The sequence below is a fragment of the Cellulosimicrobium sp. NPDC055967 genome (assembly GCF_042269845.1).
Lineage (GTDB): Bacteria > Actinomycetota > Actinomycetes > Actinomycetales > Cellulomonadaceae > Cellulosimicrobium.
Map to the genome: position 1 here is coordinate 64,562 of NZ_JBHJYJ010000001.1, position 20,397 is coordinate 84,958.

21 protein-coding genes and 1 tRNA gene are annotated in these 20,397 nt (G+C 74.9%); 12 read left to right on the top strand and 10 right to left on the bottom strand.

Translation table 11 applies throughout. The annotated features are described in order from the left end of the window. Positions 1–39: 39 nt before the first annotated feature. Together ACFC2L_RS00340 and ACFC2L_RS00345 are read right to left on the bottom strand one after the other, a co-directional pair. Positions 40–537 (bottom strand): hypothetical protein, encoded by a 498-nt coding sequence (locus ACFC2L_RS00340; protein WP_375822273.1) that lies wholly within the window; start codon positions 535–537, stop codon positions 40–42. Then, a complete protein-coding gene (locus ACFC2L_RS00345) occupies positions 534–1,169 on the bottom strand; it encodes an RNA polymerase sigma factor (protein ID WP_047233802.1) in 636 nt (211 codons plus the stop codon). The genes ACFC2L_RS00340 and ACFC2L_RS00345 overlap by 4 nt, the downstream gene beginning before the upstream one ends. 453 nt (positions 1,170–1,622) lie before the next feature. Between ACFC2L_RS00345 and ACFC2L_RS00350 the strand changes: the two genes are divergently transcribed. Further along, positions 1,623–2,918 (top strand): glycosyl hydrolase family 18 protein, encoded by a 1,296-nt coding sequence (locus ACFC2L_RS00350; RefSeq protein WP_375822274.1) that lies wholly within the window; start codon positions 1,623–1,625, stop codon positions 2,916–2,918. A 99-nt stretch (positions 2,919–3,017) separates the two neighbouring features. On the opposite strand, the gene rplA is transcribed toward ACFC2L_RS00350, so the two are convergent. The 5 genes from rplA to ACFC2L_RS00375 all read right to left on the bottom strand — a co-directional run bounded on the left by rplA (position 3,018) and on the right by ACFC2L_RS00375 (position 5,831). Next, positions 3,018–3,734 (bottom strand): 50S ribosomal protein L1, encoded by a 717-nt coding sequence (gene rplA, locus ACFC2L_RS00355; protein ID WP_047233800.1) that lies wholly within the window; start codon positions 3,732–3,734, stop codon positions 3,018–3,020. 164 nt (positions 3,735–3,898) lie between these two features. Beyond that, complete coding sequence (gene rplK, locus ACFC2L_RS00360; protein WP_047233799.1) at positions 3,899–4,330, bottom strand: 50S ribosomal protein L11; 432 nt, start codon at positions 4,328–4,330, stop codon at positions 3,899–3,901. 96 nt (positions 4,331–4,426) lie between these two features. Then, positions 4,427–5,254, bottom strand: coding sequence for a transcription termination/antitermination protein NusG (gene nusG / locus ACFC2L_RS00365; protein WP_375822275.1), 828 nt, complete (start codon positions 5,252–5,254; stop codon positions 4,427–4,429). Positions 5,255–5,370: 116 nt separating this feature from the next. Next, entirely contained in the window at positions 5,371–5,598 is a 228-nt protein-coding gene (gene secE, locus ACFC2L_RS00370; RefSeq protein WP_253055143.1) for a preprotein translocase subunit SecE, read from the bottom strand. Positions 5,599–5,758: 160 nt separating this feature from the next. Next, a tRNA-Trp gene (locus ACFC2L_RS00375) sits at positions 5,759–5,831 on the bottom strand. Between the two features lie 206 nt (positions 5,832–6,037). On the opposite strand from ACFC2L_RS00375, the gene ACFC2L_RS00380 reads away from it, so the two are divergent. The 8 genes from ACFC2L_RS00380 (at position 6,038) to ACFC2L_RS00415 (ending at position 13,734) form a co-directional block, all read left to right on the top strand. Continuing rightward, positions 6,038–7,054: an ABC transporter ATP-binding protein gene (locus tag ACFC2L_RS00380; protein ID WP_375822276.1), complete on the top strand. Its 1,017-nt coding sequence runs from the start codon at positions 6,038–6,040 to the stop codon at positions 7,052–7,054. Then, positions 7,051–7,923 carry an ABC transporter permease gene (locus tag ACFC2L_RS00385; protein ID WP_375822277.1) on the top strand — a complete coding sequence of 291 codons (873 nt, stop codon included), beginning with the start codon at positions 7,051–7,053 and terminating at the stop codon, positions 7,921–7,923. Before ACFC2L_RS00380 ends, ACFC2L_RS00385 begins: the two co-directional genes overlap by 4 nt. Then, positions 7,910–9,223 carry a sensor histidine kinase gene (locus ACFC2L_RS00390; RefSeq protein ID WP_375822278.1) on the top strand — a complete coding sequence of 438 codons (1,314 nt, stop codon included), beginning with the start codon at positions 7,910–7,912 and terminating at the stop codon, positions 9,221–9,223. Before ACFC2L_RS00385 ends, ACFC2L_RS00390 begins: the two co-directional genes overlap by 14 nt. Next, a complete protein-coding gene (locus tag ACFC2L_RS00395; protein WP_375822279.1) occupies positions 9,220–9,891 on the top strand; it encodes a response regulator in 672 nt (223 codons plus the stop codon). The genes ACFC2L_RS00390 and ACFC2L_RS00395 overlap by 4 nt, the downstream gene beginning before the upstream one ends. A 101-nt stretch (positions 9,892–9,992) precedes the next feature. Next, positions 9,993–11,012, top strand: coding sequence for an adenosine deaminase (locus ACFC2L_RS00400; protein ID WP_375822280.1), 1,020 nt, complete (start codon positions 9,993–9,995; stop codon positions 11,010–11,012). Positions 11,013–11,066: 54 nt separating this feature from the next. Next, on the top strand, positions 11,067–11,384 hold the full coding sequence (locus ACFC2L_RS00405) for a hypothetical protein (RefSeq protein WP_375822281.1): 318 nt from the start codon (positions 11,067–11,069) through the stop codon (positions 11,382–11,384). Further along, a complete protein-coding gene (locus ACFC2L_RS00410; RefSeq protein WP_375822282.1) occupies positions 11,381–13,069 on the top strand; it encodes a sensor histidine kinase in 1,689 nt (562 codons plus the stop codon). The genes ACFC2L_RS00405 and ACFC2L_RS00410 overlap by 4 nt, the downstream gene beginning before the upstream one ends. Further along, positions 13,066–13,734, top strand: a complete 669-nt coding sequence (locus ACFC2L_RS00415; RefSeq protein ID WP_375822283.1) for a response regulator transcription factor — start codon at positions 13,066–13,068, stop codon at positions 13,732–13,734. The genes ACFC2L_RS00410 and ACFC2L_RS00415 overlap by 4 nt, the downstream gene beginning before the upstream one ends. A gap of 176 nt (positions 13,735–13,910) precedes the next feature. Here the strand turns inward: ACFC2L_RS00415 and ACFC2L_RS00420 are convergent, their stop codons facing one another. Together ACFC2L_RS00420 and ACFC2L_RS00425 are read right to left on the bottom strand one after the other, a co-directional pair. Then, complete coding sequence (locus ACFC2L_RS00420; protein ID WP_375822284.1) at positions 13,911–14,315, bottom strand: hypothetical protein; 405 nt, start codon at positions 14,313–14,315, stop codon at positions 13,911–13,913. 64 nt (positions 14,316–14,379) lie between these two features. Beyond that, positions 14,380–15,741 carry an aminoglycoside phosphotransferase family protein gene (locus tag ACFC2L_RS00425; protein ID WP_375822285.1) on the bottom strand — a complete coding sequence of 454 codons (1,362 nt, stop codon included), beginning with the start codon at positions 15,739–15,741 and terminating at the stop codon, positions 14,380–14,382. A gap of 129 nt (positions 15,742–15,870) precedes the next feature. On the opposite strand from ACFC2L_RS00425, the gene ACFC2L_RS00430 reads away from it, so the two are divergent. The 3 genes from ACFC2L_RS00430 (at position 15,871) to ACFC2L_RS00440 (ending at position 18,505) form a co-directional block, all read left to right on the top strand. Next, the gene (locus tag ACFC2L_RS00430) at positions 15,871–16,836 is read left to right on the top strand and encodes a hypothetical protein (protein WP_375822286.1); all 966 of its coding nucleotides are present in this window, start codon (positions 15,871–15,873) and stop codon (positions 16,834–16,836) included. Next, a complete protein-coding gene (locus ACFC2L_RS00435; RefSeq protein ID WP_375822287.1) occupies positions 16,823–17,224 on the top strand; it encodes a GntR family transcriptional regulator in 402 nt (133 codons plus the stop codon). The genes ACFC2L_RS00430 and ACFC2L_RS00435 overlap by 14 nt, the downstream gene beginning before the upstream one ends. Before the next feature lie 270 nt (positions 17,225–17,494). Further along, on the top strand, positions 17,495–18,505 hold the full coding sequence (locus ACFC2L_RS00440) for a L,D-transpeptidase family protein (protein ID WP_375822288.1): 1,011 nt from the start codon (positions 17,495–17,497) through the stop codon (positions 18,503–18,505). A gap of 80 nt (positions 18,506–18,585) precedes the next feature. Here ACFC2L_RS00440 and ACFC2L_RS00445 read toward each other — a convergent pair whose 3' ends face one another. After that, positions 18,586–19,830, bottom strand: coding sequence for a UDP-N-acetylmuramate dehydrogenase (locus ACFC2L_RS00445; protein WP_375822738.1), 1,245 nt, complete (start codon positions 19,828–19,830; stop codon positions 18,586–18,588). Positions 19,831–20,397: the final 567 nt, after the last annotated feature.

Consider the following 20,397-nt stretch of genomic DNA (forward strand, 5'->3'; position numbering starts at 1 on the left):
CGTGCCGCGGGCGAGAGGTCGCCCGCGGCACGAGGAGGGCTACAGCTCGACGACCGGCGTGCTCACGGCGCCGCCGGCACCGTCGGCACGGCGCACGACGAGGCTCGCCGGGCCGCGGTCCACGGCGTCGAAGACGAAGCGGCCGTCGTCGTCGCTCGTCGTCTCGCTCACGGACCCGGGGCGGTGCAGCTCGACGCGCAGCGCCGTCGCCGGGGCGGCCCAGCCGTCGATGCGGATGCGGCCGTCGTCGGTCGGCGAGAGCGAGATCATGACCGTGACGGACTCGGACGTGAACGTGATGGTGCGCGCCTCGACGGGAGGTGCGTCGCCCCGCACGGACATCTCCGGGACCTGGACGTACTCCAGCTCCATGACCTCGGCCTCGAGACCCGCGAGGGTGATCGCGAACAGCGACCGCTCCACGAGGCCGTCGGGCACGGGGTCGATCTCCTCGGCGATGCGCGCCAGCTCCGCGAGCAGCGCGAGGTCGACGGCGTCGAGCGGCTCGTCGGGGCTGTGCGCCGGCTCGGTGCTCATGATGCTTCCCACGATTCCCCCTGGTCGTCGATGATGTCGCGCAGCTTGGCGAGGCAGCGGCCGCGCGTGGAGCCGATGCTCCCGACGGGCATGCCGATCGCGGCCGAGATGGCCTTGTAGTCGGGTCGGTCGGCGAGCGACACGAGCCGCAGGAGCCGCCGGCAGCGGTCCGGCAGCTGGTCCAGCGCGGCCCACAGCGTGCGGTCGCGCTCGTTGCGGAGCACCTCGACGTCAGGCGTCGGGTCTCCCGAGGGCAGCTCCGGCACGCCCTCGTCCGTGTCGTCGGGGAGCTCGGTGCGGCGCTTCGCCTCGTCCCGGTGCTTGCGCACGGCCTCCCACGCGGCGCGCTTGGCCGTGATGAGCAGCCACTTCAGGACCGCGTGCGGCTCCTTGATCGTCATCGCGTTGCGCACGAGGGCGACCCACACGGTCTGGACGATGTCGTCGGCCTGCTCGCGCTCGACGCCCTGGGCGCGCACCGTGTGCCACAGCAGCGGCGTCGCCTCGCGGACGAACTCGCCGAGGGCGTGGGGGCGACCGTCCCGGTACTCGAGGAGCGCGAACGCACCCCGGTCCCCCAGGCTCAAGCCGGGTTCGTCGGTGTCGGCCACCTCGTCGGTCGTTCTCGTCATGGGGGGCACCGTCCTCGGCGCGCTCGTCCGGTCAGGCATCAGCGGGGGGTCCCCGGAAGCGCCTGATTCTAGGGCCGGGCCGGTGGGGTCGACAACCATCGTCACTGGTCACACCCCTCCTGGCTCGTGCGGCTGCGTCCCATCTCGCTCCTTCGACACGCGAGTCGGAGCGTCGGGCCGACACTCCTCCACCCGGACAAGAGGGCCGGGCCGCCCGTCTGATACATCCGTCGCCCACGGGTCTGCGCGACGCCGCCCACGCGCTCAGGATCGCCGTCCGGCGGGGTCGCCGTCTAGGTGTTCCCCCGTATGCGAGGCCCGGGAACTGCCGGGGAATCCCTCATGCCGCGGCGCGGCGCGGGCTCCTAGCGTGCAGACGACCCCTGCACCCACCGCGGGTGCGGACCGGCGGGGCGCGACGTCGCGGCCCGCCCGAGCACGAGGAGCACTTCCGTGAGAACAGTCCTCTCCGGCCGCACGCGCGGCCGCACGGGGCGCGCGCTGCGCGCCCTCGCCACCGTCGTCGCTGCGGCGGCCGTCGCCGCGGGCGGCGCCCTCGCCGCCGCGCCCGCGACCGCGGCGCCCGCGCCGGCCGTCGCTGCACCCGCCGCCGCGGCCGCGGGCAGCACGCAGTGGCTCACCGGCTATTGGCACAACTTCGACAACGGCTCGGTGACGATGCGCCTGTCGGAGATCCCGCAGGCGTACAACCTCGTCGCGATCGCCTTCGCCGACAACCTGACCGGCACGCCGGGCGGCATCACGTTCAACCTCTCCAGCGCGGAGCTGGGCGGCTACACGGAGGCGCAGTTCAAGGCCGACATCGCGACGATCCGCTCGCAGGGCCGCAAGGTCGTGCTCTCCGTCGGCGGCGAGAAGGGCAACGTCATCGTCTCCAACGCGACGGAGGCCAAGAACTTCGCGGACACCGCGTACGGGCTCATGCAGAAGTACGGCTTCGACGGCGTCGACATCGACCTCGAGCACGGCATCAACGCGACCTACATGTCGAGCGCGCTGCACCAGCTCTCCGCGAAGGCCGGCCCGAACCTCATCCTCACCATGGCGCCGCAGACGATCGACTACCAGGCGACGAGCATGGGGTACTACCAGCTCACCCTGGCGATCAAGGACATCCTCACGATCGTCAACACCCAGTACTACAACTCGGGCTCGATGATGGGCTGCAACCAGCAGGTCTACTCGCAGGGCACGGTTGACTTCCTCACCGCGCTGTCCTGCATCCAGCTCGAGATGGGCCTGCGCCCCGACCAGGTCGGCATCGGCGTGCCCGCGGTCCAGAAGGCCGCGGGCGGCGGCTACCAGCCGCTCGCCAACGTCGTGAAGGCCGTCGACTGCCTCGAGGTCGGCACCGGCTGCGGCGCCTTCAAGCCCGCGAAGCCGTACGGCAAGATCGGCGGCGTCATGACCTGGTCGATCAACTGGGACAAGACGAACAGCTACCAGGTCGCGTCCGTCATCGGCTCGCGCCTCGCGAGCGGCCCGACCACGCCGACGGACCCCACGGACCCGACAGACCCCACCGACCCCACCGACCCAACGGACCCGACCGACCCCACGGACCCGGGCACCTGCCCCGCCCCGGCGTGGTCCGCCTCGGCCGTGTACACGGGCGGCAACCGCGTCTCGTTCCAGGGCCACACCTACGAGGCGAAGTGGTGGACGACGAACGAGAACCCGACGCAGAGCGGGCAGTGGGGCGTCTGGAAGGACCTCGGCGCCTGCTGACCCGGTCCTCCTCCTGAGACGACGACGGCGCGGCACCCTCGCAGGGTGCCGCGCCGTCGTGCGTGGTGCGGGTGTGGACCACCCGCGGGAGGACTGCCGTCAGGCGGCGTCGTCCTCGAGCAGCTTCGTCGTCTTGGACTGGTCCAGCGGGATGCCGGGGCCCATCGTCGTCGTCAGCGTGGCCTTGGTGATGTAGCGGCCCTTCGAGGACGACGGCTTGAGACGCAGGACCTCTTCGAGGGCCGCCGCGTAGTTCTCCACGAGCGCCTTCTCGTCGAACGAGACCTTGCCGATGATGAAGTGCAGGTTCGCGTGCTTGTCGACGCGGAACTCGATCTTGCCGCCCTTGATGTCGGACACGGCCTTCGCCACGTCCATCGTCACGGTGCCGGTCTTCGGGTTCGGCATGAGACCACGGGGACCGAGCACCTTGCCCAGGCGGCCGACCTTGCCCATGAGGTCGGGCGTCGCCACGGCGGCGTCGAAGTCGGTGTAGCCACCGGCGACCTTCTCGATGAGGTCGTCGCCGCCGACCTCGTCGGCACCGGCCGCACGGGCCTCCTCCGCCTTCGCGGCGTTCGCGAAGACGATGACGCGGGCCGTCTTGCCCGTGCCGTGGGGCAGGTTGACCGTGCCACGGACCATCTGGTCCGCCTTGCGCGGGTCGACACCCAGGCGGAACACGACCTCGACGGTCGCGTCGTACTTCACGGTCGACGTCTCCTTGGCGAGACGGACCGCCTCGAGCGGCGCGTAGAGACGCTCGCGGTCGATCTTCTCCTCGGCGTTGCGGTACGCCTTGCTGCGCGTTGCCATCTGCTTCTCCTTCTGCAGTCGTGGTCTGCGGGTCCGCGCGGACCCTGCCACCGTCGTCCGCGAGGTGCGGATCGACGTCGTGCCCGAGGCCGGCACGCGGTGCGTGCCGGCCTCGGTACGTCGTCCGGGGCGCCTCGGGCGCCCGGGACAGACGTGGTCTGTCGTCAGCCCTCGACGGTGATACCCATCGAGCGGGCCGTGCCGGCGATGATCTTCGACGCGGCGTCGAGGTCGTTCGCGTTGAGGTCCTCGAGCTTGGTCTGGGCGATCTCGCGCACCTGGTCGGCGGTGATCTTCGCGACCTTGACGGTGTGCGGCGTGGCCGAGCCCTTCTGCACGCCCGCGGCCTTCTTGATGAGCTCCGCAGCCGGCGGGGTCTTCGTCACGAACGTGAACGAACGGTCCTCGTAGACCGTGATCTCCACGGGGATGACGTTGCCGCGCTGCGACTCGGTCGCCGCGTTGTAGGCCTTGCAGAACTCCATGATGTTCACGCCGTGCTGACCGAGCGCGGGGCCGATCGGCGGGGCGGGCGTCGCCGCACCGGCCTGGATCTGGAGCTTGATGAGGCCGGAGACCTTCTTCTTGGGAGGCATGACTCTTCCCTGACTTTCTTCTCGTGGACCGACGCCGTGGGCGATGACCCGGTTGCAGTGCTGCGCTCACGCGAGGCGGCTCGGGCCGCCCCGACGTCAGATCTTGGCGACCTGGTTGAACGACAGCTCGACCGGGGTCTCCCGGCCGAAGATGGAGACGAGGACCTTGAGCTTCTGGTTCTCGACGTTGATCTCGGAGATCGTGGCCGGCAGCGTGTCGAACGGGCCGTCCGTGACGGTGACCGACTCGCCGACCGTGAAGTCGACCTCGACCGGAGCCTTCGCGGCGGCCTGGGCGGGCTTTCCGGGCTCCGGGGCGGGGGCCAGCATCGGCGCGAGCATCGAGAAGACCTCGTCGAGCGTCAGCGGCACGGGCTGGTGGGTGTGGCCGACGAAGCCGGTGACACCGGGCGTGTGGCGCACGGCGCCCCACGACTCGTCGGTGAGGTCCATGCGGACGAGGACGTAGCCCGGGATGCGCACGCGTCGGACGATCTTCTTCTGCGCGTTCTTGATCTCGGCCACCTCCTCCATGGGGACCTCGATCTGGAAGATGTAGTCCTCCATGTTCAGGCTCTGGATACGGTTCTCCAGGTTGGCCTTCACACGGTTCTCGTAGCCCGCGTAGGAGTGGATGACGTACCAGTCGCCGAGCTGCGTGCGCAGCGTGCGCTTGAACTCCGCGACCGGGTCCTCGATGACGTCGCCGTCCTCGTCGACCGGGCGCTCGTCCTCCGACACGTCCTCGTCCGCCTCGTCGTCCGACGCGTCCTCGTCCGCCTCGTCGTCCGTGGCGTCCGCGTCGACCGTCTCGTCAGCCTCGTCGACCGCCGGGACGTCCGTGGTCTCCTCGACGTCGTCCTGGGCACCCTCGGGCTGCGTCGGGTCGACGTTCTCCGTCTGGTCCAGCGACTCCTGGGACACGAACGAACCTGCTTTCTGACGAACTGCTCGATGACTTCTTCTGGAAGCGCCGACGGCGCCCCGAGGGGCGCCGGCTGCCGTGGTGAGGCCCGGCACGACCGGGCGGAGGTGGCTCGCTAGCCGAAGACCCACATGACGGCCTTGCCGATCCCGAGGTCGAGCACGGTCACGAAGGCCATGACCACGACCACGAAGACCAGGACGACCGTCGTGTAGGTGATGAGCTCCGAACGGGTCGGCGTGACGACCTTGCGGAGCTCGGCGACCACCTGGCGCACGAAAAGGGCGATGCGCGCGAAGATGTTGGGCTTCTTGTCCGCGGACGGACGGCCCTTCTTCTTCACCTCGTCGGCGCGTGCGCCGCCTGCACCCACGGCCTCTGACGGCGATTCGCTCACTCGTTCTTCCCCATCGCTCACGTACGGGACCTGCTCGAACCCTCGGTGCGGCCCGGTGCCGGGCCGCGCGTGGTTCCGGGGAAGGTCCCGCAAGAGCCACGCCGTGCAGGGTAGACAGGACTCGAACCTGCAACCTGCGGTTTTGGAGACCGCTGCGCTACCAATTGCGCCACTACCCTTCGTGCTCGACGACGCCGTACGAGCCCCCGGCCCCGGGACGAAACACGTCTCACGGGCGCGGACCAGCGTGGCGGGCGTCAACCACCGAGGGATCACTGTACGCGACGCGAGGCCCCTGGTCGAACCGCCGTCCACCGATCGGTGGACACGAGGTCCGGACGAACGGCCGTCGCGCGCGGCGGGGCCCCGTCGACAGGCTGGTCCCATGACGACGACACCCCTCCCCACCGGCTCCCCCGCCGCGGGCGCCCGGCACAGCGGCCCGGCCGTCGAGGTCCGCGGCCTGCGCAAGAGCTACGGCGCCAAGCAGGCGGTCGACGGCGTCGACCTGCGGGTCGAGCGCGGCGAGATCTTCGCCGTCCTCGGCCCCAACGGCGCCGGCAAGACGACGACCGTCGAGATCCTCGAGGGCTTCCGGCGGCGCGACGCGGGCGAGGTCCGCGTGCTCGGCGAGGACCCGCAGACCGCGGGTCGCGCCTGGCGCTCGCGCATCGGCGTCGTGCTCCAGGACTCGCGGGACCAGGCCGAGCTCACGGTCGCCGAGATCGTCCGGCACTTCGCCACGTTCTACCCGGCGCCGCGCGACCCGGACGAGGTGATCGACGCCGTCGGGCTGCGGGAGAAGGCCCGGACCCGCACGCGCCAGCTCTCCGGCGGCCAGCGGCGGCGCCTGGACGTCGCGCTCGGCATCGTGGGGCGCCCGGAGCTGCTGTTCCTCGACGAGCCGACGACCGGGTTCGACCCGCAGGCCCGCCGCGCGTTCTGGGCGCTGGTCCGCTCGCTGCGCGCGGACGGCACGACGATCCTGCTCACCACGCACTACCTGGACGAGGCCGCGCACCTGGCCGACCGCGCGGCCGTGGTGCGCGCGGGCCAGGTCGTCGCGCTCGACGCGCCCGACCGCCTCGGCGGCCCGGACGCGCGCCGCCCGGAGGTCCGCTGGCTCGACGACGGCACGTGGCGGTCGGAGCGCACCGACTCCCCCACCGCGCTGGTCGCGTCCCTCGCCGCGCGGTACGCCGGACCCGACGGCGAGGTCCCCGGCCTCGCGGTGACCCGCCCGAGCCTGGAGGACGTCTACCTCGAGCTCATCGGCGAGCCGGCCACGGCACCCGACTCCGTACCTGCCGGCACGACCCCACCCGGTCCCCTCGACGCGCGCGCCGAGGACCCCACGCCCGACGGCACGACCGCCGTCGTCCCCGAGGAGGCCCGCAAGTGACCACCGCCCCGACCGCCGCCCGGTCCACGCGCTCCGCCCGACCCGCCGCCCTGCCCGGCGCCGGCCGGCTGGGGGTCGAGCGCACCCGCGCCGAGCTGCGCGCGTTCTTCCGCGAGCGCGACGCCGTGATCTTCATCTTCACGTACCCGCTCATCATGCTCGCGATCTTCGCGACGGTGTTCGACGGCCAGGACCAGGGCACAGCCGGCTACTCCGTGCCGTTCGCGCAGTACTTCCTGCCCGGCATGATCGCGACCGGCGTCATGCTCACGAGCTTCCAGTCGCTCGCGATCTCGATCGCGGTCGAGCGTGACGACGGCTCGCTCAAGCGGCTGCGCTCCACCCCGCTGCCGCCGTCCGCGTACTTCTACGGCAAGGTCGGGCTCGTCCTGCTGACGTCGGTCGTGCAGACCGCGCTGCTCCTCCTGCTCGCCGCGACCGTCTACGACGTCCCCATGCCGTGGGAGATGTCCGACGGCGGCGCGCGCCTCGCGACCTTCGCGTGGGTCTTCGTGCTCGGGTGTGCCGCGGGCGCGGTGTGCGGCGTGGCGTTCTCGTCGCTGCCGCGGTCCGGCAAGTCCGCGACGGCGGTCGTCACGCCCGTCGTGCTCGTGCTGCAGTTCATCTCCGGGGTGTTCTTCGCATTCTTCGCGCTGCCGTCCTGGATGCAGACCGTCGCGTCGCTCTTCCCCCTCAAGTGGATGGCGCAGGGCATGCGCTCGGTGTTCCTCCCGGAGCAGGCGGCGGCGCTCGAGCCGTCGGGGTCGTGGCAGCACGGCGCGACCGCTGCTGTACTGGTCGCATGGCTGGTCGTGGGGCTCGTGGTCGGTGCACGCTCGTTCCGGTGGCGGCGCCGTGACGACGGCTGAGACGCCGTCGCCGGGCGGGGTGGTCGACGGGAGTTCCGCCGACGCCGCGACCGCCGAGCTCGACGGCACGTGGGCCCGCGACGTGCGCTGGTGGGACGTGGCGTTCTACGTCATCGTCGTGCTCAGCGCGCTCGCGCTGCTCGCGGCGGGCGTCAGCGGGAGGGCGCTGCTCGTGTCCCTGGCGGCGGTCGCGACGATCCTCGTGGCCTACCTCGCCTGGGGGCGGCGGGCGGCGCGCACCCGCGACCAGGTGCCGGCCCACCTCTACCTCGTCCTCGCGATCGCGTGCACGCTCGTCGTCGTCGGGCAGGACGCGCTCGGCACGCTCCTGCTGTTCGCGGTCTTCACGCAGATCTGGATGCTGTCGGAGCACCTGTGGGCCCAGGTCGTGCTGTGCGTCGCGCTCGCGGCCGGCACGGCGCTCGCGCTCGCGTTCGACCCGCAGACGGGGCGGGTCGAGCCCGAGGAGCTCGCGAGCGCCGCGCCCCAGATGGGCGTCGCCCTGGCGTTCGCGCTGAGCCTCGGGCTGTGGACCGCGCACACGCTGCGGCAGTCGGAGCGCCACGCGCGGCTCGTCGACGAGCTGCGCGCCACGCAGGCCGAGCTCGGCCGGGCCTCGCACGAGGCGGGCGTGCTCGCCGAGCGCGAGCGCGTCGCCCAGGAGATCCACGACACGCTCGCCCAAGGGTTCACGAGCGTGGTCATGCTCGCCCAGGCCGCGAGCGCCGACCTCGACCGGGGCGCCCCCGACGCGGCGCGCGAACGCCTGACCCTCGTGGAGTCGACGGCGCGGGACAACCTCGCGGAGGCCCGCGCCCTCGTCGCCGCCTCCGCCCCCGCCCCGCTCCAGGGCGGCACGCTCAGCGAGGCGCTGCGCCGGCTCGCGGGCCGCTTCGCGGAGGAGACCGGGACGCGCGTCGAGCTCACCGCCCCGCAGGCCCCTCGTCTGTCGAGCGCGGACGACGTCGTGCTGCTGCGCTCCGCCCAGGAGGCGCTCACGAACGTCCGGCGGCACGCGGCCGCGTCCGCCGTGCGCGTCGACCTCCGGCAGGACCACGCGGGGACGGTGCTCGAGGTGACCGACGACGGACGCGGCCTGCCCGCGGACGCGTCGGGGTTCACGGAGGGCTACGGGCTGCGGGGCATGCGGGAGCGCGCGGCTGCGGAGGGCGGGAGCCTCGAGGTGGGGCCGGCTCCCGGCGGCGGGACGCGCGTCGCGGTCCGCCTGCCCGCCGGCGCGTCGCCGGACGGACCGGCCACGAGCACGCGCGCGACGACGCGGGCGGGAGACGTGCGATGAACCCGGCGGGGGTCGGCGTCGTCCGGGTGCTCGTCGTGGACGACCACCCCGTCGTGCGCTCGGGGATCACCGGCATGCTGGCCGCCGAGCCCGACCTGGAGGTCGTCGGCGAGGCGGGCGACGGCGAGCAGGCGGTGGCGCTCGCCCGCGAGCTGGCGCCCGACGTGGTGCTCATGGACCTGCGCATGCCCGTGCTCGACGGGGTCGGCGCGACGGCTGCCATCGTCGGCGCGCCCGGCCGGGGCGCGGGGCGCGGCGGCGCGGCGGGCGCCCCGCGCGTCGTCGTGCTCACGACGTACGAGACCGACGCGGACATCCTGCGCGCGGTCGAGGCCGGGGCGACCGGCTACCTGCTCAAGGACACGCCGCGGGACGAGCTCGTGGCCGGGGTGCGTGCGGCGGCGCGCGGGCAGACCGTGCTCGCGCCGAGCGTCGCGACCCGGCTCGTCACGTCGGTCCGCGGCGCGGACCGGCTCACGGACCGGGAGATCGAGGTGCTGCGGCTCGTCGCGCGCGGGTTGTCGAACGCGGCCGTCGGGAGCGAGCTGTTCATCACGGAGGCGACCGTGAAGACCCACCTGCTCCGCGCGTTCGCCAAGCTCGGCGTGGACGACCGGACCGCCGCGGTCACGGTCGCCATGCAGCGCGGGTTCCTCACCGGGACCTGACCGGCGTCCGGTGTGACGGGGCCCGTACGGGGGGCGGGCTGCCGTCGGGACCCTGCCCCGTGCGCGACGCGCGGGTCGGGTCCGCGTGACAGACTCCCCGTGTGCGAGACCTGGCGACGCTTCCCAAGGCCCACCTGCACCTGCACTTCACCGGGTCGATGCGCCCGGAGACGCTGCGCGACCTCGCCGCGCAGTACGGCGTGCGGCTCCCCCACGCGCTCGTCGACGGCGACCCGCTCCGGCTCCCGCCCACCGAGCGGGGGTGGTTCCGGTTCCAGCGCCTCTACGACGCCGCGCGCGCGTGCGTGCGCTCCGAGGCCGACATGCGCCGCATCGTGCTCGAGGCCGCGCAGGACGACGCCGCGGAGGGGTCGGGCCGCCTCGAGATCCAGGTGGACCCGACGTCGTACGCGCCGTTCGTCGGCGGCATCACCCCGGCCGTGGAGATCGTGCTCGACGCGGCGCGGTCCGCGAGCGCCGCGACGGGGACGGAGGTCGCGGTGGTCGTCGCGGCGTCGCGCATGCGGCACCCGCTGGACGCGCGCACGCTCGCGCGCCTCGCGGCGCAGTACGCGGGCGAGGGGGCCGGGGAGGTCGTGGGGTTCGGCCTGAGCAACGACGAGCGCCGCGGGGACACGGCGGAGTTCGCGCGCGCGTTCGCCATCGCGCGGCGGGCCGGGCTCGCGTCCGTGCCGCACGGAGGCGAGCTGCTGGGGCCGGCGCACGTGCACGAGGTGGTGCGCGAGCTCGTCCCGGACCGCCTCGGCCACGGCGTGCGGTCCGCGGAGGACCGGCGCGTGCTGGACGACGTCGTGGACCGCGGGATCGCGCTCGAGGTGTGCCCCGCGTCGAACGTCTCCCTCGGGGTCTACGAGGACGCCGGGCAGGTGCCCCTCGGTGCGCTGGTCGACGCCGGGGCCCGCGTCGCGCTCGGCGCGGACGACCCCCTCCTCTTCGGGTCCCGCCTCGTGGCGCAGTACGAGACGGCGCGGCACGAGCACGGCTTCTCCGACGACGAGCTCGCCGCGCTGGCGCGGTCGTCGATCCGGGCGAGCCGGGCGTCGTCGGGCACGAAGGAGCGCCTGCTGGCCGGCGTCGACGACTGGCTCGCGGGAGCCTGACCGGCCGCCTCCCCTTCTCATGTGCGTCTCATCCTGCTCTCGGATACTGGGGCCATGACTCGCCGGACCGTCGCGTGGCTCGTGGGGGCGCTCGTGCTCGTCCTCGGGGGCGCGGCCGCCGCGGGTGCGCTCGCCGCGCGCCCGCAGGACCGTGAGGTCGGGGGCGCCGTGGTCGTGACGCCCGCCCCCGCCCCGCCGACGACCACGCCCGCCCCCTCGCCGACCGCCTCCGACGACGACCACGACGGGGACGGGGACGATGACGACGATGACGACGATGACGACGACGAGGACCGCGTGACGCCCGCCCCGCCGTCGAGCGGCGACGACGATGACGACGACCGCAGCGGCTCCGACCGGGGCGACGGGTGAGCCCCCGGACGCGCCGCGCGGGGCTGACCGTCCGCACCCGCATGCTCGCGGCGTTCCTCGGGCTCTCCGCCCTCGCGCTCCTCCTCGCCGGCGGCGCCGCCTGGTTCCTGCAGCGCGGGCAGATCGACGCGCGCATCGACGAGAGCCTGACCCGGAGCGCGAACGAGCTCGCGCAGCTCGCGGAGTCCGGGGTGAACCCCGTCACGGGCGAGCCCTTCACGTCCGCCGAGGACGTCGTCGTCGCCTCGATCCAGCTCACGGTCCCCGCGCACAACGAGGGCATCCTCGGGCTCCGCGAGGGCCGCACGCCGCTCGTCTCGCAGCAGGAGGTGCGGCTGCGGCTCGAGGACGACCCCGAGCTCGTCGCCGCGCTCTCGCCGCTCGTGGCGGGCGACGACGTCGTGCTGCGCTCGCCGCGGACCGCGACGGCCGACTACCGCGCCCTCGTCGCCCCGGTCCGCTCCGTCGGCGGCACGGGTGCGTCCGGCCAGGCGCCCGCGGCCCTCGTGCTCGCCTACGACCGCTCGGCCGAGCACGCCGAGTTCGCGCAGGTCTTCCGGACCTACGCGGTCGTGGCGCTCGGCGCCCTCGTGCTTATCGGCGTCGTGGGGTGGGTCGTCGCGGGGCGCCTCCTCCAGCCGATCCGCACGCTCTCGCGCACCGCGCAGGACATCGGCGAGACGGACCTGTCCGCGCGCATCCCGGTGACCGGCAACGACGACCTCTCGGACCTGTCGCGCACGGTGAACGGCATGCTCGACCGGATCGAGGGGGCGTTCGACTCGCAGCGGCGGCTCATCGACGACGTCGGGCACGAGCTGCGCACCCCGCTCACCGTGGTCCGGGGGCACCTCGAGCTCATGGACCCGCACGACGCCTCGGACGCGTCCGAGACGCGCGACCTCGCGCTCGACGAGCTCGACCGCATGAACCGCCTCGTCGACGACCTCGTGACGCTCGCGACCGCCGGTCGTCCCGACTTCGTCCGCCCGGTCGACACGGACCTCGGCCGCCTCCTCGACGACGTGCACGACAAGGTCCGCACGCTCGGCGAGCGCCGCTGGCTCGTCGACGCCCGGGCCGACGTCGCCGTGCGTGCCGACGCGCAGCGCCTCACCCAGGCGCTCCTGCAGCTCGCCGCCAACGCGGTGAAGTTCTCGGCGCCCGGGTCCGTCGTCGCGCTCGGCTCGGCCGTGTCCGACGACGGCGCGCGCGTGCGCGTGTGGGTCCGCGACGAGGGCGTCGGGATCGCCCCCGAGCAGCAGGAGCGGATCTTCGAGCGCTTCGCCCAGGCGACCACGCCCGGCGCGGCCCACCCCGAGGGCGCCGGACTGGGGCTCGCGATCGTCGCGGCCATCGCGGAGGGGCACGGCGGCCGGGTGCTCGTCGCGTCGACGCCCGGCGTCGGGTCGACGTTCACGCTGGACCTCCCGCTCGTCCCGGTCGCCGCCGCGTCCCTCGACGCGGCCGACCCGGCGCCCGGCCCGCACGGCCCGGGGCGACGCCCCGCGCCCCCCGCGGTGGCGCCCACCGCGCCGACGGTGCCCAGCGCGCCGTCCGCCGTCACGCCTCCGCTCCCCTCGCTCCCTCCGCGGGCACCCGGGCCGCCGGCACCGCCCGTCGCGGGCCCCGACGACCGCCGTCCGCCCTCGTACCCCGCCCCCGACGGAAGGACCACCCGGTGAGCCAGATCCTCGTCGCCGAGGACGAGACCCGCATCGCGTCGTTCGTGGCCAAGGGGCTGCGCTCGGCGGGCTACGCCAGCACGACCGTCGCGACCGGCCGCGAGGCGTTCGACCTCTCCAGCACCGGCGACTTCGCGCTCCTCGTGCTCGACCTGGGCCTGCCCGACCAGGACGGCTTCACCGTGCTGCGGCGTCTGCGGGAGACGGGCAACGCGATCCCCGTCATCATCCTCACCGCGCGCACGTCGGTCACGGACACCGTCGCCGGGCTCGAGGGCGGGGCCGACGACTACATGGCCAAGCCGTTCCGGTTCGAGGAGCTGCTCGCGCGCATCCGGCTGCGCCTGCGCAGCGAGCCCGCGGGCGAGGTCACGGTGCTCACGCACGGCATCCTGAGCCTCGACCTGCGCACGCGCCGCGCGCGCACCGCCGAGCGCGAGGTCGACCTCTCGGCGCGCGAGTTCGCGCTCGCCGAGGCGTTCCTGCGCAACCCCGGCCAGGTGCTGAGCCGCGAGCAGCTCCTGTCGCGCGTGTGGGGGTACGACTTCGACCCCGGGTCGAACGTCGTCGACGTCTACGTGCGCTACCTGCGCAACAAGCTCGGGGCCGAGCACTTCGTCACCGTGCGCGGCATGGGCTACCGGCTCGCCGACGCCGCCCGCTGACCGGCCGGCCCGCTGACCTGCCGGACCGCAGACCTGCCGGACCGGCGGGCCCGGCCTGCCGACCCGGTCGGCGCAGACGCACCCCTGGCACGACGAACCCGGGCCCGCGGGTCGCGAGGTGGTCCCTCGCGACCGGCAGACCCGGGCGCGGCGCGGCAGCCCGTCGGGCGCCGAGGTCAGTCGGCCGACTGCGGCGACGGCGGCGTGACCGGGCTGGGCGGGGTGTTCGGCGTCTGCGGCGTGTTCGCCGTGTTCGCCGTGGGCGGGGTGTTGGGCGTGTTCGGGGTCTGGCTCGTCACGGCCGAGCCGGAGGTGTTCGCCGAGCCCGCGGTGCTCGGGGAGGCGGACGTGTTCGCCGTGACGGTCGTGATCGACGACCCGTTCTGGACGTCGGTCGGGCTGGGCGTCGCGGACGTGGCGGGCGCGTCGGTCGGCGTGCTCGACGACGTGCCCACCTGGACCGACGGCGAGACGGTCGCCGGCTCGGGGGCGTCGAACGCGCCCTGGGCGGTCGCCACCGTCGCTCCGAGACCGACCGCCCCGAGCGCCCCGGTGACGATCCATGCGCTGCGTGCCTTCATGATCCTTCTCCTTCGTCCGATGGTGCGCACGACCCCTCTGCCGTGCATGCTCCGAGCCTCTCGGTCACGCGTGAGATGCCGAGGAGGCGCCGATGAGAGTGCTCTCAGGAACGGGGGCGGGCTCGGCGGCGACCGTGCCGGGGGCCGCGTCCAGCAGCCCCTCCGCGACCCGCAGCCACGCATCGGCGAGGTCGCGCGACGCCGCACCGGTCGTGAGGGACAGCACGACGCCGGCCGCGCGCGCCCGCAGGGCCGCGGGGTCGACGCGCTCGTCGAACACGGCCAGGCACCGGTCGACGAGCGCCCCCACGCCCCCGTACACCGCGGGGGCGAGCGACGGGAGCACGACGAGGTGCGCGACGAGGCACGCGAGGTCGTCCACGCGGTGCCCCGGGCCGAGCGTGTCGACGTCGAGCAGGACGCCGACGCGGGCGCGTCCCCGCGAGGCAGGGGTGCCGGGTGCCGCCGGGACGTCGAGCAGGACGTTCGCCTCGTAGAAGTCGCCGTGCGTCGCGACGACCGGCCCGGGGTCGCGCGTCGCGACGGCCGTCCGGACCGCGCGGGCGACGCGGTCCACACGCGCCGGGTCCAGCGCGTGCACCGCGAGCGCCGACGCCGCGTAGTGCTCGACGCGCTCGGACCACGCGGGGCGGCGGCGCAGCGTCGTCGCGCGGGCCGGGAGGGCGTCGAGCACGCGCAGGAGCTCGCGCGGGTCGATCGCGGTCGGCTGGCCGTCCGGGCCGAGCGCCGCGAGGTGCTGCGCGAGCGACGGGCCGTGCGCCTCCTCGAGGACGACCACGCCGTCGTCGTGCCACGCGAGGCAGCGCGGGGCGTCCACGGTGGTGGACCGGAAGAGGTCGTGCCGACGGACGAGCGAGCGCGCCCGGTCGGGCCGGACGACCTTGACGTAGACCGTGCGCGCGGACGTCCGCGCGCGCAGCACCGCGCGCCGCAGCGGGCGGTAGGCGACCGTCGTCACCGACTCCACAGCCTCGCCGGGCCCGAGCGCTCCCGCCGCCGCGAGGCGGCGCGTGAGCTCGCCCGCGTCGCACGCGGCGGCGAGGCCGGGCAGCAGCGGGTCGGCGGGGTGGCGCCACACGTGCACGACGCGCGGACCGTCCGCGAGGCGGACGACCCCCGCCCCGACCGCGTCGGGCGAGAGAGGGGCCGTCGTGGCGAGCAGGTACTCGGCGGCGTCCGCCGCGGCGGTGCCCCCGCCCGGCCCGGCCGCGAGCGCGCGGCGGGCGACGACGTCGTACCCGACGGTGACCTCTGCGCCGGGGCGCGCGTGCACCTGGTGGACGCGCCACGTGTCGAGGCTCGCGCCGTCGGCGCCCAGCGCCACGGCGAGCAGCTCTCCCGCCTCGGGGGCGGTGAGCAGGTCGAGCCAGGCGCGCTGGTCGGGCGCGGGAGGGGCGAGCGTCATGGCCCCAGGCAACCTCGCGCGCGTGGCTCGCGGGTGAGACCGGGATGAGAGACCTCTCATCCGGGCGCGCCGGTCCGGGATCCGCGGGGTCTTGACGGGCCGAGGCGCGCGTGCCATTGTACTGATGTGTTGATACAAACGTCGGAAGGTCCGCAGGGCGCCGACCTCTTCCTCCCCGCGGCGTACGACCTCGCGTGGACCGGCGCGGTCCTCGCCGTCCTGGTGGCGCTCGGCGTCGCGGTGGTGCTCGCCGTGCGCGCCGCGACGCGCGCGCCCGAGCCGTGGCTCCAGGGGCTCGCCACGGAGGACCCGGTGCGCCGCGCCGCCCGGCGGCACGCGACGACCGTGAGCGTCGCCGCGGTGACGGCCGCGCTCCTCGTCGGCGCCGTCGTCGCCCAGGCCGCCGCGACCTCCGTCGGGGGCCTCGCCGAGGGCGTGCTCGTGGGCCTCTCCCCCGCGGTCGTCGGGCTCACGTTCCTCGGCGCGCACGCCGTCGGGGAACGCACCTGGCCGCGCCAGCGGACCTCGGTCCGCGCGGCCACGCTGCGGCCACGGACCGTCGCGGACGTCGCGCCCCGCGGCCTGCGTCGCCTCACCTGGTCGCTCGGGACGCTCGTCGTGCTGCTCGCGGTCGTCGGCGCGCTCACGGCGAGCGACGACGGGCGGTCCGTGACCCGCGTCCTCGGCGACTCGACCTCGACCGCGAGCCCCTACCCCGGCGCGTTCTACGGCGCGTGGCTCGCGCTCGCGGCCGTGCTGGTCGTCACGGGCGCCGAGGGGGTGCTGCGCCTCGTCGCCCGCCGCCCGGCGGTCGCGCAGGTCGACGAGGCGTGGGACGTCGGCCTGCGCCGCGCGTCCGCGCACCGGGTCCTGCGGGGCGCGCAGCTCGCGCTCGGGCTGACGGCCGCGGGGATGCTCGGCATCGGCGCGAACGCCGCGGCGCGGGTGGGCTATCCGGGGGCGGTCGTCCTCGTCGTCGTCGCGGTCGGGCTGGCGCTCGCGGCGATCGCCGTCGTCGTGCGGGCCGCCCCGGACCCGGACGCCTGGGCGGACGCCCACGCGAGCGCGGCGGGGCGCGGCCATGCCGCCGGCTGAGCTGCGCGTCGAGATCGACCTGCGGTCGGGGCTCGCGCCGTACGAGCAGATCCGGTCGCAGGTCGTCGCGCACGTCGCCGCCGGTCGCCTGCGCGTCGGCGACCGCCTGCCGACGATCCGCGCGCTCGCCACGGACCTCGGGCTCGCGCCCGGGACCGTGGCGCGCGCGTACCGCGAGCTCGAGGCGGCCGGGGTCGTCACGACGCGGCGGCGCGCCGGGACGGTCGTGGCCGACGGCGTCTCCGCGAGCGACGTCGCCGCGCGCCACGCCGCGCACGAGCTCGTCCGCGCCGGACGCGAGGCCGGCCTGTCCGACGACGCGATCCTCGACGTCGTGCGCGGGGCGCTGCTGCACGAGCCGCCCGGGTCGGGGGACGCCCGACGCTGAACGACGCTGGACGCCGCTGGACGGTGCTGGGCGACCCGGCGCTGGACGGGGCGCCGACCGGGCGCTGGACGGGCGAACGCCCTCGGTCGCGGTCCCGCGGTCGGCGGACGGAGGACGCGGCCGAGCCCGTCCGGCCCGCGCCCGACCCGTCGCCGCGTCACGACAGGGTCACGATCCGCCGACAGACGCCCGGCACGGACGTCCGAGGCACCGGCCGGGCGCATGATGGTGCTCCGCGGCGGACGCCGCGGCACACGTGAGGGGGAACAGGTGGACGGAGCTTCCGCGAGCGCGCGGACGGGCGCTGCGACGCGCACGACGGCGGGGGACGCGGCGTGCGCCGCTCCCGCGGCCGCGGGGCGCGGACCGGGCCGACGTCGGCGCGGTGCCGGCGCGGCGTCGCTCGCCGTCGTCGCCACGCTGGTCGCGGCGCTGGCGCTCGCAGGCTGCCAGGCCGGGCTGCCCGACCTCGAGCCCGGCCGGACGCCGTCGGCCACCGCGGACGTGCCCGTGACGACGGAGCCCGCGAGCCCGAGCCCCACGGACACGGAGACCACGCCCGAGCCGCCGGAGACGCCGACGACCGAGCCCACGCCCACCGAGACTCCCGCCCCCGAGCCGAGCACGCCCCCGCCCGCGCCGGAGCCGACCCCCGAGCCGCCGCCCGCACCCGTCGAGCCGGAGGAGCTCGCGCGCGGCGCGACCGGCGAGCGCGTCGTCGCGCTGCAGCAGCGCCTCGCCGACCTCGGCTACTTCATCGGCGCGCCCGACGGCGACTTCGGCGGCGGCACGCAGCAGGCCGTGTGGGCGCTGCAGAAGGCCGCCGGACTCTCGCGCGACGGCGTCGTGGGCCCCGCGACGCAGGCCGCGCTCGACCAGGGCGTCACGCCGCAGCCGCGCAGCGGGTCGGGCAAGGTCATCGAGATCGACCTCGACCGCCAGCTCCTGCTCGCCGTCGAGGACGGTCGCGTCGTCACGGTCGTCAACGCGTCGTCGGGCAACGGCGAGTCGTACGAGGCCAAGGGCCGGACCTACCGCGCGGGCACGCCGCGCGGAGAGTTCCGCGTCGGCCGGCAGGTCGACGGCAACCACTCGTCGAGCCTCGAGCTCGGCGACATGTGGCGTCCCAAGTTCTTCACCGGCGGCATCGCGGTGCACGGCTCGGGCTCTATCCCGCCGTGGCCCGCGTCGCACGGGTGCGTGCGCGTCGCGAACTCGGCGATGAACTGGCTCTGGGACACCTGGCACGCCGACCCGGGCACCCCGGTCCTCGTCTACTGACCTACCCGTTGTGGGCATGGAATGGGCCCGGTTCCGAGGTCGGAACCGGGCCCATTCCATGCCCACAACCGGTGGGTCGGTCAGAGGGAGACGCCGACGAGGACGGGCTCCGGGACCAGGTCGACGCCGAACGCCTCGCGCACGCCGTCGCGGACCGCGCGCGCGAGCTCGACCAGGTCCTCCGCGCTCGCGCCGCCACGGTTGGTGAGCGCCAGGGTGTGCCGGGTCGACAGCCGCGCGAGGCTCGACGGACCGTGGACGCCGAAGCCCTTGGTGAACCCCGCGTGCTCGATGAGCCACGCCGCGGACGTCTTGACGAGCGTCGGGTCGACCTCGCCCAGGCTCGGGCCCGTCGTGCGGGACGGCGTCGCCGAGCGCACCGGGTAGCGCGGGGCCTCCGCCGGGAGGAGGTCGGCCTGCGCCGCCGCGACCACGGGGTTCGTGAAGAACGACCCGGCGCTCCAGCGGTCGTGGTCCGGACCCGTCTCCCCGGGCACGGCGTCGTCGGGCGACGCGGGCGCGACGTCCGGGCCGACGCCGTCGAGCAGCATGCCCTTGCGCGCCCGCAGTGTCAGGACCGCCTCGCGCACGTCCGCGCTCGGGGCCCGGTCGCCGACCTGCACGCCGAGCGTCCGGGCGAGCTCCGGGTACGCGACCGGGGCGGACAGCGAGCCGAGCCGGGACTGGAAGCCGACGTCGAGCACCACGTAGCGCGGCGACGGGTACCACGGGCCGTCCGCCTCGCCGTCACCGCTCACCGCGGCGTGCATGCTGCGCTTCAGCAGCGACGTGCGGTACCCGAACGCGAGCTCGCCCAGCGCCAGGGTGCGCACGCGCGACCGCCGGCGGTCCCACACCCGCACGGTCGAGATCACCCCCGCGACCTCCTGGCCGTACGCGCCGATGTTCTGCACGGGCGCGGCACCGACCGTGCCCGGGATGCCGGAGAGCGCCTCGACGCCCACCCACTCCTCCGCGACCGCGCGCGCGACCAGCTCGTCCCAGTCCTGCCCGGCAGGGGCGTGGAAGCTCGCACCGCCGCACGAGTCCTCGGCGTCCACGGTGATCCCGCGCCGCAGGTCGCGCACGACGACCCCGCCGAAGCCCTCGTCACCGACGAGCAGGTTCGAGCCGCCGCCGATCACGAGGAGCGGCTCCCCGGCGTCGTCCGCGGCCTGCACCGTCTCCAGCAGCTCCGCCTCGCTGTGCGCCTCGACGTACCGGTCCGCCGGACCGCCCACCCGCAGGGTGGTCAGCTCCGCCAACGAGGGCGCGCCGACGGCGTCGGGCCGCAGGCCCGGCGCGGTCCGGACGATCTCGGGCAGGTCGCGGTCGACGGGGGTGAGGGGTTCGCACGTCACCGCCCCAGCGTAGTTCGCCCCCGCCCCGACCCGCCGCCGCCACCGTTCGCCCGATCGGACTCAGGCCCGCGGGCTCGGTCCGCGGCGCGCACGGACTCTGCCGCCTGCGGGGTGGGGTCCGGGCGCAGCGGCACCACGACACAGCGGCGTCGGCGCCGAAGCCGAAGCCGAAGCCGACGCCGACGCCGACGCCGACGCCGACGCCAGTCTCGTGCACCGACCGCATGCAGCGGGAACCGTGCGGTCGAAGCTGACACCGCGGGTAGTCGCCCCAGGCAGCCCAGACCAGGCCGAGACACCGTAGGGCGGGGTGGGTGGTGGTGCCGCGTCGTGGCGGGCCTGGACGAGGGATCGTCCGGAGTGAGCTCGCGAACGCAGGACGATCCCGACCGAGAACACGGGAGCCGCGAGGAACGAGCGGCGGATGGTAGACGCGGCACCACCACCCCCCCCCCCCCCCCCCCCCCCCCCCCCCCCCGCGGGGCAGAACCCCCGGCGAACCCCCCCAACCCCGGGGCGAAGGAGCCCCCC